17 protein-coding genes are annotated in these 14,559 nt (G+C 59.9%); 8 read left to right on the top strand and 9 right to left on the bottom strand.

The genetic code is table 11. The features are described 5' to 3' along the window. Window positions 1–144: 144 nt before the first annotated feature. A complete protein-coding gene (locus ASG19_RS12045) occupies window positions 145–1,545 on the top strand; it encodes an L-serine ammonia-lyase (RefSeq protein WP_062456997.1) in 1,401 nt (466 codons plus the stop codon). A 75-nt stretch (window positions 1,546–1,620) separates the two neighbouring features. Continuing rightward, window positions 1,621–2,058, top strand: a complete 438-nt coding sequence (locus ASG19_RS12040; protein WP_062456994.1) for a DUF1489 family protein — start codon at window positions 1,621–1,623, stop codon at window positions 2,056–2,058. Window positions 2,059–2,077: 19 nt separating this feature from the next. Here the strand turns inward: ASG19_RS12040 and ASG19_RS12035 are convergent, their stop codons facing one another. The 4 genes from ASG19_RS12035 to ASG19_RS12020 form a co-directional block, all read right to left on the bottom strand. After that, window positions 2,078–2,362: a hypothetical protein gene (locus ASG19_RS12035; RefSeq protein ID WP_062456991.1), complete on the bottom strand. Its 285-nt coding sequence runs from the start codon at window positions 2,360–2,362 to the stop codon at window positions 2,078–2,080. A 102-nt stretch (window positions 2,363–2,464) separates the two neighbouring features. Continuing rightward, entirely contained in the window at window positions 2,465–3,982 is a 1,518-nt protein-coding gene (locus tag ASG19_RS12030; RefSeq protein WP_062456988.1) for a D-alanyl-D-alanine carboxypeptidase, read from the bottom strand. Window positions 3,983–4,100: 118 nt separating this feature from the next. Next, window positions 4,101–4,856 carry a hypothetical protein gene (locus ASG19_RS12025; protein WP_062456985.1) on the bottom strand — a complete coding sequence of 252 codons (756 nt, stop codon included), beginning with the start codon at window positions 4,854–4,856 and terminating at the stop codon, window positions 4,101–4,103. Window positions 4,857–5,082: 226 nt separating this feature from the next. Then, the gene (locus ASG19_RS12020) at window positions 5,083–5,649 is read right to left on the bottom strand and encodes a transglutaminase-like cysteine peptidase (RefSeq protein ID WP_092662577.1); all 567 of its coding nucleotides are present in this window, start codon (window positions 5,647–5,649) and stop codon (window positions 5,083–5,085) included. A 293-nt stretch (window positions 5,650–5,942) separates the two neighbouring features. Here ASG19_RS12020 and ASG19_RS23895 point away from each other — a divergent pair, with 293 nt between their 5' ends. Continuing rightward, window positions 5,943–6,134, top strand: coding sequence for a hypothetical protein (locus ASG19_RS23895; protein WP_156461844.1), 192 nt, complete (start codon window positions 5,943–5,945; stop codon window positions 6,132–6,134). A gap of 90 nt (window positions 6,135–6,224) precedes the next feature. Here ASG19_RS23895 and ASG19_RS12015 read toward each other — a convergent pair whose 3' ends face one another. Continuing rightward, window positions 6,225–6,836: a PilZ domain-containing protein gene (locus ASG19_RS12015; RefSeq protein WP_062456977.1), complete on the bottom strand. Its 612-nt coding sequence runs from the start codon at window positions 6,834–6,836 to the stop codon at window positions 6,225–6,227. A 73-nt stretch (window positions 6,837–6,909) separates the two neighbouring features. Continuing rightward, the gene (locus ASG19_RS12010) at window positions 6,910–7,497 is read right to left on the bottom strand and encodes a PAS domain-containing protein (RefSeq protein ID WP_062456974.1); all 588 of its coding nucleotides are present in this window, start codon (window positions 7,495–7,497) and stop codon (window positions 6,910–6,912) included. A gap of 226 nt (window positions 7,498–7,723) precedes the next feature. Here ASG19_RS12010 and ASG19_RS12005 point away from each other — a divergent pair, with 226 nt between their 5' ends. Next, a complete protein-coding gene (locus ASG19_RS12005) occupies window positions 7,724–8,497 on the top strand; it encodes a rhomboid family intramembrane serine protease (RefSeq protein ID WP_082476294.1) in 774 nt (257 codons plus the stop codon). Window positions 8,498–8,597: 100 nt separating this feature from the next. Beyond that, entirely contained in the window at window positions 8,598–9,032 is a 435-nt protein-coding gene (locus tag ASG19_RS12000) for a CBS domain-containing protein (protein WP_062456971.1), read from the top strand. Window positions 9,033–9,065: 33 nt separating this feature from the next. Here the strand turns inward: ASG19_RS12000 and ASG19_RS11995 are convergent, their stop codons facing one another. The 3 genes from ASG19_RS11995 to folE form a co-directional block, all read right to left on the bottom strand. Further along, on the bottom strand, window positions 9,066–10,028 hold the full coding sequence (locus ASG19_RS11995) for a patatin-like phospholipase family protein (protein WP_062458055.1): 963 nt from the start codon (window positions 10,026–10,028) through the stop codon (window positions 9,066–9,068). A gap of 104 nt (window positions 10,029–10,132) precedes the next feature. Further along, window positions 10,133–10,603, bottom strand: coding sequence for a phosphoribosyl-AMP cyclohydrolase (gene hisI / locus ASG19_RS11990; protein ID WP_062456968.1), 471 nt, complete (start codon window positions 10,601–10,603; stop codon window positions 10,133–10,135). 8 nt (window positions 10,604–10,611) lie between these two features. Next, complete coding sequence (gene folE / locus ASG19_RS11985; protein WP_062458053.1) at window positions 10,612–11,226, bottom strand: GTP cyclohydrolase I FolE; 615 nt, start codon at window positions 11,224–11,226, stop codon at window positions 10,612–10,614. Window positions 11,227–11,515: 289 nt separating this feature from the next. Here folE and ASG19_RS11980 point away from each other — a divergent pair, with 289 nt between their 5' ends. The 3 genes from ASG19_RS11980 to thrS all read left to right on the top strand — a co-directional run bounded on the left by ASG19_RS11980 (window position 11,516) and on the right by thrS (window position 14,532). Then, window positions 11,516–11,965: an iron-sulfur cluster assembly scaffold protein gene (locus tag ASG19_RS11980; protein WP_062456964.1), complete on the top strand. Its 450-nt coding sequence runs from the start codon at window positions 11,516–11,518 to the stop codon at window positions 11,963–11,965. Further along, window positions 11,965–12,321: a membrane protein insertion efficiency factor YidD gene (gene yidD, locus ASG19_RS11975; protein ID WP_062456961.1), complete on the top strand. Its 357-nt coding sequence runs from the start codon at window positions 11,965–11,967 to the stop codon at window positions 12,319–12,321. The genes ASG19_RS11980 and yidD overlap by 1 nt, the downstream gene beginning before the upstream one ends. Before the next feature lie 210 nt (window positions 12,322–12,531). Further along, entirely contained in the window at window positions 12,532–14,532 is a 2,001-nt protein-coding gene (gene thrS / locus ASG19_RS11970; protein ID WP_062456958.1) for a threonine--tRNA ligase, read from the top strand. The last annotated feature ends 27 nt before the right edge of the window (window positions 14,533–14,559 follow it).

Below are 14,559 nucleotides of genomic sequence, written 5' to 3'. Positions count from 1 at the left end.
TGGTATAGGTTTTTGCAACACCTATCTGTAGAGCGTGTCTCTGTGATGCATGTCGCTCGTGTCCAAGCGGATGTCGGGTGATCGCCTGAGCCGAACTCAGGTTTGGCGTAGCCTCTGCCCAAACAAACGGTCCCGTGAACAATCATGTTTCTTTCAGTTTTCGACGTTTTCAAAATCGGTATCGGTCCTTCCAGCTCGCACACGATGGGGCCGATGTCGGCAGCCAATCGTTTCCTGGAGCTCCTCCTTTCCAATGACTGGCCACGCCCGACGGGTGCTGCCGTCGCGGCGCTGAAGGTCAGCCTCCACGGGTCGCTTGCCTTTACCGGCATTGGGCACGGAACGGGCAGGGCAGTTATCCTCGGTCTTGTCGGCGAAGAGCCGCACAGCGTGGATCCCGATCGGATGGACGCGATCATTGCAGACGTCGAACGCACCGGTCGCGTCACCCCGCCGGGCCACCCCAGCTACGAGTTCAAGCCGGCAACGGACCTGATCTTCGACAAGAAGCAGCCGCTGCCCGGCCATGCCAACGGCATGAGCTTTTCGGCGCTGGATCGGGACGGACGACTGCTCTTGAAGCGCATCTACTATTCGATCGGCGGCGGGTTTGTCGTGACCGACACCGAACTGGAGGCAATGCGGGCGTCCAAGAAGACGGCAAGCGATGCGCGCGTGCCCTATCCATTTTCGTCCGCCAAACAGATGCTCGAAATGTCGCACGGTTCAGGCCTGACGATCGCTCAGATGAAACGCGCCAACGAGCTGACCAAGGTGACCGAGGCCGAACTCGACGAAGGTGTCGACCGGATCTGGGACGCGATGAAGAATTGCATCGATCGCGGTCTGAAGGTGGACGGCATCATGCCGGGTGGCCTCAAGGTGAAGCGCCGTGCGCGGGCGATCCACGACCGGCTGAACGAGGAATGGCGTAGCAACCGGCTCAACCCGCTTCTCGCCAATGACTGGCTGTCTGTTTACGCGATGGCGGTCAACGAAGAGAATGCCGGTGGCGGCCGTGTCGTGACCGCGCCGACCAACGGTGCCGCTGGGGTCATTCCAGCCACGGTTCGCTATTATCTGCATTTTCACGACGACGCGACGCAGGAAGACATCCGTACCTTTCTTCTGACCGCGGCAGCGATCGGCGGCATCATCAAACACAATGCCTCGATCTCCGGTGCCGAAGTCGGTTGCCAGGGTGAAGTCGGGTCGGCTGCGGCGATGGCTGCTGCAGGTCTCGCCGCCGTTATGGGCGGTTCGCCGGAGCAGATCGAAAATGCTGCGGAGATTGCCCTCGAGCATCACCTCGGCATGACCTGCGATCCCATTGCAGGCCTCGTCCAGGTGCCGTGTATAGAGCGCAATGCGCTTGGCGCCGTAAAGGCCGTGACGGCGGCATCTCTGGCGCTGAAGGGTGACGGAAGCCATTTCGTGCCGCTCGACGCCTGTATTGAAACCATGCGCCAGACTGGCATGGACATGAGCGAGAAGTACAAGGAGACCTCGACGGGCGGGCTTGCCGTGAACGTGGTCGAGTGCTGAGAGCTTCCTGTGGGACGTTTTCCGTTTTGAAAGATCCGACTTGACCCGACGCAGTCCTTGCGGCTTTGAACGGACATGGCTCTACATCTGATCAAGCTCTGCGTCGGCGCCGACTCCATCCAGGACCTGAGGGACTGGGTGGCCGAGCGGTCTCTGACCGCCATGTCCGCCGGCCTTGAACCCCACAGCATCCACACGACGCGAATGATGCCGAAGCGCGTGGAAGAGCTCGTCGATGGCGGGTCGCTCTACTGGGTGATCAAGGGGCAGGTCTCTGCGCGCCAGAAGCTTCTGGAGGTTCGCACAGTTAAGGGCGAGGATGGTATCGGCCGTTGCCAGCTGGTGCTCGGTCCCGAAGTCATCGAAACCGCGCCGATGCCGAAGCGGCCATTTCAGGGCTGGCGTTATCTCCTCGATAACGAGATCCCGAAGGACCTCGGCGGACTGGGAGATGATGTCACCCAGCTGCCGGAAGAGTTGCGGCGACACCTCGCCGAACTCGGTCTTCTCTAGCTATTCAGCCCAGTCTCAGTCAGCGAAGTCTCAAACGGACCGACGCGCGTCCGGCACGCAGCCCGACATGCAGATGGATCTGAGCCGGTGGCTGCGACTGGCGCCACGCACGGGCTCCATGGCTGAGCAGCAGGGTGACGAGATCCTTGGTCTTTTCCCGGGAACGCGAAGAGAGGTTCATTCCCGCCATTCCCATTCCCGCAAGCCGCATGGCCGCTTCGTGGAGCGGATTGAGCGCAATGCCGCGGGCCTTGGACTTCGTCGCGTTGGCGACGAAGCCGATACTGTTTTCATTCATTCCCATAGGAAACCCCGTTTACGCATTACTATCGAGATTTCACTGCGCCGGCGGATACAAAACACGGTGGCTGGCGCAGCTTTTTTCAGTGGTCGTCTGATGGGCCGATTACTGTATCGACGCCCAGCAGTTCACGCCTTTCTTCTTCAGGATATTGCAGGCATCGATCGCGGACTTCTGGTCGCCGAAGCCCCCAAAACGAGCGCGATAGACCTGGCCGCCATTGGTGCTGAAGGCGACTGTGAAGGGTTTGGCGGAACGCAATACCTTGCCGCCTTTATCCTGCGCATCCTGCAGGAGTTCGTTTGCCATCGAAGGATTGGGCGAGACGCCAATCTGGATGACCCAACCGGACACATCACCCTTGAGAGACACTTTAGGCGTATCGCGGGTGGATGCCGTGGTGACGGAATCGATTGCCGCCATTTCGGTCCGCTCGCCGGCGCCACTGCGCTTCGGAACATATTCCGGGGCAGGGGTCGGGACAGCGCCAGAACCGAGCATTGCGGAGTTCATCGCTGCCGAAGCCGTCCGCTTCTGCGACGGTTCGCCGAGATAGGCAGTCGCAGCAGGTGCTGCCGTCTCGTCATAGCGAGCGCCGGGCATGGGGCCACTGTTAGGAAGGTCGAGAGCCGAAACCTGACGGGCATCGGATACTGCAGCAGCGACACGCGGCTGGCTTGCGACGGGAAGCGATGGTGTCGGAACCGGAGCGGACGGAGCCTGCGAGATCAGGTTGCTCTGACCGCCGCGGGAGGCTTTCGGTAGATATTCCGCAACGAGCTTGCGCATCGTCGCATCACGAGCGGCGCTGGAGCGGCCACCGAGCACGACTGCAACGATCGAGCGACCGTCGAGCTGTGCCGACGTTGCCAGATTGCTGCCGGCTGCGCGGGTATAACCGGTCTTGATACCGTCGACGCCGCGGACAGTCCCGACCAGGCGATTGTGGTTGCCGATCGTCTGCTTGCCGAAATTGAAAGTGCGGATGGAGAAGTAACCGTAATACTGCGGAAAATGCTGGCGAAGAGCGATGCCGAGGCGCGCCTGATCACGTGCCGTCGTCATCTGCGCCGTGTTGGGCAGGCCGTGTGCGTTCCGATACGTCGTACGCGTCATGCCGAGGGCACGTGCCTTGTTCGTCATCATCTGCGCAAAGCGGTCTTCGGATCCACCGACGAACTCGCCGAGTGCTGTCGCCATATCATTGGCCGACCGCGTAACGAGTGCACGGATCGCCTGATCGACATTGATGGCGCCGCCGGGGCGCACACCCAGTTTCGAAGGCGGCTCGGACGCAGCATGCGCAGAAACCGGAACCTTGGTGTCAAGCGTGATACGACCAGCCTCGAGCGCTTCGAAGGTCAGGTAAAGGGTCATCATCTTCGTGAGCGAAGCTGGATAGCGAAGACCATCCGGATCCTCGCCGTAAAGAACCTTTCCAGACTTGGCGTCGACGACGATCCCTGCATATTTCGGATCGGCATGCGCCGGACTGGCGAGGCTCGAAAAGGCCAAGATCACCGTAAAAAGACAACCGAGAAATTTTCCCGGCACTGCCACGCGTCCCTTGGGGAGGATTGTGGAAAACATGCTCTTCGACACTGCCGCACTCATCGCTTGCATGGTGGTTGTATTACGTCCGGGCTCAGCGCCCCCGATGGGCCCGTTGTCAGGCAATCTAGGGGAACAGCGTTACCAAGAGGTTTATGATGAACGTTTGGTTGCTTCGCAGAGGACCATTTTACCGATTGACCTGCGTTACCGGGCGCTCGGTCAAAAGGCGGGTTTGGACAAATGTCCGAACTCCGGCGTCAATCTTCTGCCAGTCGCGCAAAAGCACGCTCGAGAATCGATAAAGCACGGTCAGATCCTGCCCGACTCGGATATCGCGCTGGCAGTCGCCGCTGGTAGGGCGCTCTCCCGCCGATGGAAATAGGCAACGCACGGCGTAGGGAGAGGCGGCACCAGGCTGTGCGCCCGTCAGAATCACTTCGTTCCCGTAACCGCTGTCCGCCCGGAGGCGATGCAGTGTCAGCCCATGCTCAGCCGGTTCTGCCGGGCCTTCGAAAAGTCCCTCGTAGATCGGCTGAAGCCGCCCCGACATGTCGCGCGACATGGTGCTCTGCGACATTTGTACGAAGATAAGAGATGCCGGCTGGGAGACGGTGTCGAATCTCCCCCGATTGGTTGCGCTGTAGCCCGTCATTTCCGGCCAGGTCAGATAAAGATCCGCCCGTTCAGTTGCACCGCTCCGTCTCTGCTCTTTGAAACGGAGCGTGTTGGCTGAAAGCTGGATCGTATCCTGCCCGATCACCAAGTCGAATGTCTCGGTGCTCTCGGAATGGCCACCCAGCATCATCCGCTCGCCGAGCCATCGGCCGCCAACGCTGATGGCGCTGGTCACTATGCCAAGCGCAACCACGATGCCGGTGATCTTGTACAGGGTTCGCCTGGATAGAAGCGGGCTGTCCGTTTCACTAAGGCTGTCGGGTTGCATGCGGCCGGGCTCTCGTCACTGGAGTGGCCGGCGGACCGAACGAGGGGTGCGACCGCGCCGGCAGCGATACCGCCATTGTTGCGGATTTGTGGTTAATGGATCGTTAGTCATAGTCGCGCGACAGCGGTGAGCGCCATAAACGGAAACGCCGGCAGGATACCTCCTCGGAGGCCCTGCCGGCGTTCTGAATGATGACATGGTCGATCGGCGTCGGGGTAATCTTGTCTTACTGGCTGACGCTGCCGACTGCGGTCGCCCGGCCGTCCTGGAGTTTGACCCAACGCGCCGGATCATCGGTCGCCTGGCGCTTCAGGTATGTGTATTCCGTATCGGTCCAGATCATGACCTTGTTGCGCATGTTGTCGAGGACAAAGTCGCCGCGATCGGTGCGGACGGTCAGGACTGCATGACCTTCGCCATTCGGCTGCAGCACGACCGTGATCAGCAGGTTGGAAGGCGAAATGCCCTGCTGCGTCAGCATCTTCCGCTTCAGGAGCACGAAGTCCTCGCAGTCGCCGACGGTCCGCGGGTATGCCCAGCGCTCTTCGACGCCGTAGATTTCCTGGTCGGTCATCGGTGTGATCGAGGTGTTGACCGTGTAGTTGACGTCGAGGATCGTGCGCCAGGTGTCTTCGGTGAGTGCCACGGGGCCGGCGTCCTTGTAGGATGCCACGCATTCGCTCGTGTAGGTCTTGCAGAATTCGTAATGACCGATCGGCGGGTTTGCCTTGCCGATAACGCGCATGGCGCCGGATGGCATCGCAAAGGACTGGACGGTCATGGAGCCGATCATTGCAGCGGCGGCGATTGCGAGAGCGAGAGCTTTACGGCAGTTCATTTTTCTTGTCTCCCCGTTGTGGGGAAACAATGCCTCAGACCCTTTGATCGACCGCAAAATACCGCAGTAAAATCAGATGCTTATTCTAATCAACTTTGGCGAAAATACGCGTCGAATTCGACGTGCTTTTTCATAAAATACGCACTGCTTTTTCGGCGTATTTGCATAAAATGCGAGGTAAATTTGACCTATCCGCTCCTATCTCCCTGATACGGCATCGCTTTGATGAAACGTGACATCATCGAAAGGTGAGCGAAGTCTTCGATCTGCCTGTGCCTGTTGCTTTGCTTCGCCGCGTTCCGGGACGAAATCGCGACCAAAACAGCCCGTTTCGCCGCCTAAAACTGCGCGAAAAAAATCCCGAAAAGGCACAAAATAATTCTGGCCACGTGTTTTTTCGGGATTTTGGTGTGTCGGACCAGCAAGTCCAGCGCCGCTGACGATGGCGGTGATCGTAATAATTCACGCCGGAGCAGACACAGCACAACTCAGCTGCGGGCAGGCCGGTTAGAAAATGGATATGATGAGGCTTAGAGGAACTCGGTCAGCGCTTCGCGGGACTGGACCGAGTGAAACTCGATCGCGACGCCTTCCATGAAATGACGCACCACGCGTCCGCGCATGTTTCCGAGGCGTAGCGGGGTCCCGATTGACGGACGGGTCTCGATGTCGACAGCCGCACCGGAAAGCGAAAGGTCAAGCAGCCGGCACGGATAGCGGCGCCCGTCGTCGAGAGTAATCTCCGAACGGGTGTTGCGCGGGGTGAGACGATCGTGGCGACGGTCCTCCGGCAGCCCGAGTTCATGCTTGTTGGCGATCCAGGTCAACTGTGCGGCAAGTTTTTCGCGCTTGCGGTCGGTCGCGTTGATCATCATCAGGAAGCCGCCGCCGGCAACACTGAGAACTGTCCCTTCAAGGCGGCCGACGTGATCGAGATAGGCGATGACCCGCTCGTTGGTCCGTGGACGACCGGCACACTGGAAGCTGACGTCCCCGGGGGACATCTCGATCGCGGTGCAAGCATATTCCTCATGGTCGGCTAGCATCAAGCGGCCGCCGATGTTCACGGAGACGCGTTGGAATGAGCGCTGCGCTGCAGTTGCTTGCGAAACGGATGCCTGAGACGAGGTGCCGGAAAACATGGATGAGCGCTTTTTCAGCTAGAGTCCTAGCCTACATTAGCGACAGGGCGTTAATATATGGTTCCCGAAGCCGTCATTGTGGGAAGAAGCTCGCCGGCAGGAAGCGGCGCAGAAGTCCTGACTGGACCAACTGCGGCTGGTCATGCCCGCAGACGGACAACCCGCCGGTTTCATCGCTTTCGACAAAGCCCCAATCTTGAAGATGCAGCCCACTTGCCGGTCTGGCCGCCACCGGGAACGGGCCGTCGGCAGGCAGAAGTGCTCCGAGTACCCGGTCGCTTCCGGTTTCGGAAGAGCGAAGCGGCATCATCAGCATTTCGCATTCGATTGACGTGCCGGCTACGTTCAGGACTACGTCGGCAATCGCGGGTTTCTCATGGACGAGGATCTGCATGACGACCTCCTGGGCGCGATCGTTTTCTTCGAGATCCCAGATCGTGCGGAACGGCATCCCGCGAAACTCGCCACCGAACAACTCGCATAACCGCGTTCCCGCAAGCCGAAACGTCAATTGGTCGTCTGCCTCGTTTGCGACGATGAAGAGATGAGGCAGAAATCTGCGCAGGGCGACCGGATCGATCTCGTTGCGCATGGGAGGCAACCGCCCGTCGCACAGACCTGTCCAGTATTCGAAGATTTCCGTCGTAGCCGGATTTCGCATTCGCTTTCCCGTGATCCATTTCGAGACGCTTCATCCCGTGCTGAACCGCTTTCTAAGGCACAACACGAGGGTCAGCCTTAACGCTGCGAAAACCATGCCAGAGCGGTGAGCCTAGACGAAAGAATGTCGAACCCGGCGACTAAGTGCTTGTATCTGGTGCTATCTGCAGCTTTTCTTCAGGCGGGTCGTCCTGTAAGCCTGACGCTTCAACAGGGAAGGAATTGTGATGAGCGACAGGCAAGACCTGCCGGGTGCCGCGAACGATACGGACAGGGATGCGGACGCCATCGACGACCAGTCGTCGCAGCCAGTTTTCAATCTTCCCCGAAGTCTGGTGATCTCGGTCCTGTTCCTGGCCGTCGTCTATCTAGTCGATGCTTACTTGCTCGACGAGGAGGCGCAGATCTCGGTGCTGATGTGGTTCGCCTTCACGCCCGTACGCTACGTCGTTCCGTTTGCGGAGCAGAATTTCGAATGGCTGTGGACGCCTGTCACCTATTCCTTCCTGCATGGCGGTATCGAGCATATTGGCTTTAACGCACTCTGGCTGGTCGCCTTTGGAGCGCCGGTCGTGCGCCGCATCGGAACTCTCCGCTACATGCTGTTCTGGATTTTCTCGGCAGCGGCGGCAGCTTTCTTCCATGCCGGCCTGCATTGGGGCGACCAGACGCTACTCGTCGGCGCTTCAGGCGTCGTCTCAGGCTTGATGGGCGCCGCGTGCCGGTTCGCGTTCCCGGACGGCCGCGGATACGACCGCAGTTTCGGCCATCTCCATCCACGTCAGTCCATACTCGGCTCTTTCCGGAACCGGACAGTGGTGATTTTCACGGCGATGTGGTTCTTCGGAAACGTGCTTGTCGCCATCGGCCTGCCGCTGATCGGATCCGATGTCGGAGAGATCGCCTGGGATGCTCATATCGGTGGCTTTCTCTTCGGCTTTTTGTTTTTCGGCCTGTTCGACAGAATTGCCGCCGATGACCAACCATTGGCGCCCGCTTGATCTCCAGTTGCTGTCGTCTTAAACTTCGCGTCGAGGGACTGTGCCGCAAATGTCTTTGAGGGGAGACGTTTCGGTTCGAATGGTTTTGGAGGAGCGAGCCATGTCGACGACCGTAAAGAGCATGCTGGATTCGAAGGGCCGTAACGTCGTGACCGTCAGCCCGGACGAGACGTTGCGGCAGATCGCGGGCATCTTGAACGACCGAAACATCGGTGCCGTGATCATTGCCGGGATGGAGGGGCGTATTGCCGGCATTTTCACCGAGAGAGATCTCGTCCACTGCATCGCCACCAAAGGCGTCGATGCGCTGGAGCAGCCGGTCAAGGCTGTCATGACAACCTCCGTGCAACGCTGTCGGGAGGATCAGACGGCAGACGAGGTGATGGGCATGATGACGGCGGGACGGTTCCGCCATGTCCCGGTAGAAGCCGACGGCAAGCTCTCCGGCATCATTTCGATCGGCGACGTCGTGAAATCGCGGCTGCGCGAAGTGGAGATCGAGGCCGAACAGATGAAGGCCTATATCGCCGGGTAAGGCGGCTGGGAGAGCGGCACCATCGCCCGCATCTCAGCGGGCGAAAACTTCCTGCATGCGCTGAAGCGCCACGATCTGCGACATGGTGGCCTCATAGCCCCGGTCGATCGCCTCGCCGGCGCGGTGGAATTCGGACAGACCGATATCGTTGAGGCGCGGATGCAGCGCCAGATCAGGCGGATCGCCGGCCAGTCTCGCCCGCGATATGCGCTCCTGGATGATGTTGAACGCCTGCACCATGGTGCCGGTGACACCGACGCGGGGGTCGTCCTGATGGCGCGAACGCTCGTGATCGTCCGGCGCATCGGCTGCAGTGTGTTTGACAACCGCGGACCGGCCGAAGACATCGTAGTTGAGGTTCACGGCCACGACCAGCGGCTGCTCGTAGGCGCGACAGACGGAGGTCGGGACCGGATTGACCAGCGCGCCATCGACCAGCGTGCGGCCGCTGCATTTCACAGGTTCAAAAATCCCCGGCAGCGCGTAGGACGCCCGAAGGGCGCGGATCAGAGAGCCGGCCGAAATCCACACTTCGTGCCCGGTATGAAGTTCCGTCGCGACTGCGACGAAGGGACGGTCGAGATCCTCGATGGAGATGCCCTGCAGGTGTTCCTGCATTCGCTTCGTCAACCGCATGCCGCCGATCAGGCCGCCGCCACCGATGGTGAGGTCGAGAAGCGCCGCGATCCGCCGCATGGTCAGAGATCGGGCAAAGCTTTCGAGTTCGTCGAGCTTGCCGGCGAGATAGCAGCCTCCGACCAGCGCGCCGATTGATGTGCCGGCAATCATCCCGACTTCGATGCCGGCTTCGTCAAGCGCGCGCAGCACGCCGATATGCGCCCATCCGCGGGCCGCGCCGCCACCAAGTGCTAGAGACAGCTTTGCCTTGCGTGGCTGCTCAATGACAATGGGAGGAGGGGACGTCTGGAGCCGATTTGTGACAGCGTCTGCTGGCGCGGCCTGCCGCTCGTTGCGACTCCAACTCCAATTCATCATCGCCATCACCTCTCAGCTGCACACAGCCACGTACACCAATTAACGCATCGTTTGGTTGCCAATTCGTTATTCAGGTGGGGATGGTATGAAAGCGGTGCAGACGCCTACCGCTTTCCCGTCTCATCATGACCAGAATACACATGCTCTGGATCAAAGTGACGCTGCTGATCCTGTATTTCAAGGACAGCGCCACCGTCACTTTTCTTTACCGCACGATAGAAACAGGAGCGTCGCCCGGTGTGGCAAGCGGCGTCATGGCCGGACATCGAGACCTTGAGCCAGACGGCGTCCTGATCGCAATCGGTCCTGACCTCATGCACAGTCTGCAGATTGCCGGAGGTCTCGCCCTTCTTCCAGAGTTTCGCTCTCGACCGGCTGTAGTAGTGAGCGACGCCGGTCTCGATCGTCAGCGCGAGCGCCTCTGCGTTCATATGCGCCACCATGAGCAATTCGCCATCGCGAATGTCGGTCACGACAGCGGTCACAAGACCGTCGGAATCGAAACGCGGCGTAAAGGCGCCGTCACCCTCGAGCTCGGCCTTATCCGACGACGGCGCTTCAAAAGTCATTGTCATTTCGGCGCTCAGCGGTTGCGGGCCATGGTAAAGAAGCGCGCCTGCTCGGCCGCGTCGGTCTTGAACGCACCGGTAAACCGGGTCGTCAGCGTTTGAGAGCCCTGCTTCTCCACACCGCGCATCTCCATGCACATGTGTTCCGCCTCGATCAGGACAGCCACGCCGCGCGGCTTCAATGTCGTGTCGATCGCGCTGGCGATCTGCGCCGTCAGATTTTCCTGTGTCTGGAGGCGACGACCGTAGATCTCGATCACACGGGCAATCTTGGACAATCCAAGGACCCGGCCCTGCGGAAGATAGGCAACGGTCGCCTTGCCTTTGATCGGCAGCATATGGTGCTCGCAATGGGAGAAGAATGGAATATCGCGAACGAGAACCATATCGTCATAACCCGAGACCTCCTCGAAGGTCCGGCCGAGAACCTCTTCGGCCGACAGATCATAGCCCGAAAAGAGCTCGCGATAGGCTTTTGCAACGCGCTTCGGCGTATCGAGCAAACCTTCGCGCTCCGGATCGTCACCGGACCACTGGAGCAAGACGCGCACGGCGTCCTCAGCTTCCTGCTGGGTCGGACGAGGCTGTTTCTGGCTGGAGGCCGGAAAATTCTTCAAAATAGCATCCATCTTGTGTCCCTCGATGCGGGCCAGGGCCACATCCGATCTCACTATGGTAAAAAAGCTGATCGCCATGGATCACGCCGGAATACCAGTTCCCTGACTTTTCGTCTGCGCGTTCCGAATTTTCAAGGCATACCATCGCCGTTTTCGCGTGTTTCTCGAAAACGTGTTTCCTTGATAATTCCCGTCGCGGACAACATATAGGGGCCTAATCCAGATTGTGGTAGGTCATCCCGGTAGACGGTGCGTTCGATCGGTCGAGCGGATGTCGAGGACGATGACGTGAGCGAGCGACATGGACGAGATCTATAACCAGAAAATTCTTGAATTTGCGGGGAACATTGGCCGCGCGGGTGCAATGGACGATGCGGATGCGACGTCCGAAAAGCACTCCAAGCTCTGTGGTTCAAAAGTTCGTGTATACCTGAAAGTCAGTGACGGCGTGGTGAGCGACTTCTCTCACGAGGTGAGGGCCTGCGCCCTCGGTCAGGCGTCGTCGTCGATCATGGCACGGCATATCGTCGGCGCGCCTGTCGACGAACTGCGCCAGGCGAGGGTCGACATGCTGTCGATGCTGAAAGAGGGCGGCGAAGGCCCGGTCGGCCGCTTCGAAGACATGCGCTACCTGAAGCCTGTGAAGGATTACAAGGCCCGGCATCCGTCTACCATGCTGACATTCGACGCAGTCGTTGACGCGCTCGATCAGATCGACGTCCGCGACCGGGCCGACAAAGCGACCGCCTGATGTGCGGCTCGCCGGATTGTGACCACGACACGAAACGCGGCGGGCCCTTTCGATCTCGCAACTATCACGGCCCGTTCAAAAAGACGCCCGGACGCCTCGCCGGTATGGGACTGATCCGGTTCTATCAGCTCACTCTTTCCGGCTTTGTCGGAAACGGCTGCAGGCATATTCCGACCTGTTCCGAGTATGGCTACGAGGCGATCGCCCGACACGGGCTCTGGCCCGGTCTCTGGATGACACTGTACCGAGTCGCGCGCTGCGGTCCTGGTGGCTCCGGCGGACTGGACCCGGTTCCGGACCTGCAGAGGCAACGCCAGGTCTGGTGGATGCCCTGGCGCTACTGGCGTCATGGATAAGCGTGACACCAGCCCAGCTATCTCAAAAGGCGTCAGTCCTTGCAGCTCGCCAGAGCTCGGAAGCTAAAGGCTTTCCGACCATCCGTTCGCGGGTTCCAAACCTTTACTAACGGCCCGAAACACACTATCACCGCGCCCGTTGCCGGCCGGTCGATCTGGCCATTTTACCACCACCCGCATTCGTTGGCGGGACTGGACAGGAGATAGAACATGTCCCAGGTTTCCCTTACATTTCCCGATGGCTCCGTCCGCACGTATGATGCCGGCACGACCGGCCGTGAAGTTGCCGAATCCATTTCCAAGTCGCTTGCCAAAAAGTCTGTCGCGATCGCGATCGACGGGACCGTGCGCGATCTCTCCGACCCCGTCGTCGACGGTCAGATCGAGATCGTTACCCGTACGGACCCCAGGGCACTCGAACTGATCCGCCACGATGCAGCGCACGTGATGGCAGAAGCCGTCCAGGAGCTCTGGCCCGGCACGCAGGTGACCATCGGTCCCGTCATCGAGAACGGCTTCTATTACGACTTTGCCAAGGCCGAGCCCTTCACCCCGGACGACCTGCCGAAGATCGAAAAGCGGATGAAGGAAATCATCCAGCGCAACAAGCCCTTCACCAAGGAAGTCTGGCCGCGCAACAAGGCGCGCGAGGTTTTTGCAGCCAAGGGCGAGGCCTACAAGGTCGAGCTGGTCGATGCCATTCCCGAAGACCAGGATCTGAAGATCTATTATCAGGGCGACTGGTTCGACCTGTGCCGCGGGCCGCATATGGCGTCCACGGGCCAGATCGGCACGGCTTTCAAGCTGATGAAGGTGGCTGGCGCCTATTGGCGCGGCGACAGCAACAACGTCATGCTGACGCGCATCTACGGCACGGCCTTTGCAGAGCAGGAGCAGCTCGACAACTACCTGCATATCCTGGCCGAAGCCGAAAAGCGTGACCATCGCAAGCTCGGTCGCGAAATGGACCTGTTCCATTTCCAGGAAGAGGGCCCCGGCGTCGTCTTCTGGCACGGCAAGGGCTGGCGCATGTTCCAGACCCTGACTTCCTACATGCGCCGCCGCCTGGCCGGCACCTACGAAGAGGTCAACGCACCGCAGGTTCTCGACGCGTCGCTCTGGGAAACGTCAGGTCACTGGGGCTGGTACCAGGAAAACATGTTCGCGGTGAAATCCGCTTATGCCTTCACCCATCCGAAGGATGAGGGAGCGGACAATCGCGTCTTCGCACTGAAGCCGATGAACTGCCCGGGCCACGTCCAGATCTTCAAGCACGGCCTCAAGTCCTATCGCGAATTGCCGATCAGGCTTGCCGAGTTCGGCCTCGTCCACCGTTACGAAGCATCCGGTGCTCTCCACGGCCTGATGCGCGTGCGCGGCTTTACCCAGGACGACGCACACGTGTTCTGCACGGACGAGCAGATGGCAGCCGAGTGCCTGCGCATCAACGATCTCATCCTCTCCGTCTACGAGGATTTCGGGTTCGAGGAAGTGGTCGTGAAGCTCTCCACGCGTCCGGAAAAGCGCGTCGGCACCGATGATCTCTGGGATCGCGCCGAAAGCGTCATGACGGACGTTCTGAAAACCATTGAAGAACAGTCCGGTGGTCGAATCAAGACCGGCATTCTTCCGGGCGAGGGCGCCTTCTATGGCCCCAAGTTCGAATATACGCTGAAGGATGCGATCGGTCGCGAATGGCAGTGCGGCACGACTCAGGTCGACTTCAACCTGCCGGAGCGTTTCGGCGCCTTCTACATCGATGCCAACTCGGAAAAGCAGCAGCCGGTGATGATCCACCGTGCCATCTGCGGCTCGATGGAACGGTTCCTCGGCATTCTGATCGAGAACTTCGCAGGCCACATGCCGCTGTGGTTTGCACCGACCCAGGTCGTTGTCGCGACCATCACGTCCGATGCAGACGACTACGGTCGGGAAGTTGCCGAACAGTTGCGCGATGCCGGTCTGCAGGTCGAGACCGACTTCCGTAACGAGAAGATCAACTACAAGGTCCGCGAGCATTCGGTGACCAAGGTTCCGGTCATCATCGTCTGCGGCAAGAAGGAAGCCGAGGAGAACTCGGTCAACATCCGTCGTCTCGGCTCGCAGGCGCAAACGTCGATGACGCTAGAAGAGGCGATTCGGTCGCTTGCGGAAGAAGCGACGCCGCCGGACCTTCGCCGCCGCGCAGCACTGAGAAAGCGCCCGGCCTGATCAATACCAGCGCCCGCGGGCCATGTC

Source organism: Rhizobium sp. Leaf306, assembly GCF_001423425.1.
Classification (GTDB): Bacteria; Pseudomonadota; Alphaproteobacteria; order Rhizobiales; family Rhizobiaceae; genus Neorhizobium; species Neorhizobium soli.
Note: the sequence above shows the minus strand (reverse complement) of the source record. Positions and strands in the feature narration are given on the sequence as shown.

Coding starts and splice junctions, on each gene's coding strand:
- yidD (WP_062456961.1), top strand. CDS start 11,965: ATGTGCGGCTCGCCGGATTGTGACCACGACACGAAACGCGGCGGGCCC.
- ASG19_RS11980 (WP_062456964.1), top strand. CDS start 11,516: ATGGACGAGATCTATAACCAGAAAATTCTTGAATTTGCGGGGAACATT.
- ASG19_RS12010 (WP_062456974.1), bottom strand. CDS start 7,497: ATGCGAAATCCGGCTACGACGGAAATCTTCGAATACTGGACAGGTCTG.
- ASG19_RS12025 (WP_062456985.1), bottom strand. CDS start 4,856: ATGCAACCCGACAGCCTTAGTGAAACGGACAGCCCGCTTCTATCCAGG.
- hisI (WP_062456968.1), bottom strand. CDS start 10,603: ATGACAATGACTTTTGAAGCGCCGTCGTCGGATAAGGCCGAGCTCGAG.
- ASG19_RS12035 (WP_062456991.1), bottom strand. CDS start 2,362: ATGGGAATGAATGAAAACAGTATCGGCTTCGTCGCCAACGCGACGAAG.
- ASG19_RS12045 (WP_062456997.1), top strand. CDS start 145: ATGTTTCTTTCAGTTTTCGACGTTTTCAAAATCGGTATCGGTCCTTCC.
- thrS (WP_062456958.1), top strand. CDS start 12,532: ATGTCCCAGGTTTCCCTTACATTTCCCGATGGCTCCGTCCGCACGTAT.
- folE (WP_062458053.1), bottom strand. CDS start 11,226: ATGGATGCTATTTTGAAGAATTTTCCGGCCTCCAGCCAGAAACAGCCT.
- ASG19_RS12005 (WP_082476294.1), top strand. CDS start 7,724: ATGAGCGACAGGCAAGACCTGCCGGGTGCCGCGAACGATACGGACAGG.
- ASG19_RS11995 (WP_062458055.1), bottom strand. CDS start 10,028: ATGATGAATTGGAGTTGGAGTCGCAACGAGCGGCAGGCCGCGCCAGCA.
- ASG19_RS12030 (WP_062456988.1), bottom strand. CDS start 3,982: ATGCAAGCGATGAGTGCGGCAGTGTCGAAGAGCATGTTTTCCACAATC.
- ASG19_RS12020 (WP_092662577.1), bottom strand. CDS start 5,649: ATGATCGGCTCCATGACCGTCCAGTCCTTTGCGATGCCATCCGGCGCC.
- ASG19_RS12015 (WP_062456977.1), bottom strand. CDS start 6,836: ATGTTTTCCGGCACCTCGTCTCAGGCATCCGTTTCGCAAGCAACTGCA.
- ASG19_RS12040 (WP_062456994.1), top strand. CDS start 1,621: ATGGCTCTACATCTGATCAAGCTCTGCGTCGGCGCCGACTCCATCCAG.
- ASG19_RS12000 (WP_062456971.1), top strand. CDS start 8,598: ATGTCGACGACCGTAAAGAGCATGCTGGATTCGAAGGGCCGTAACGTC.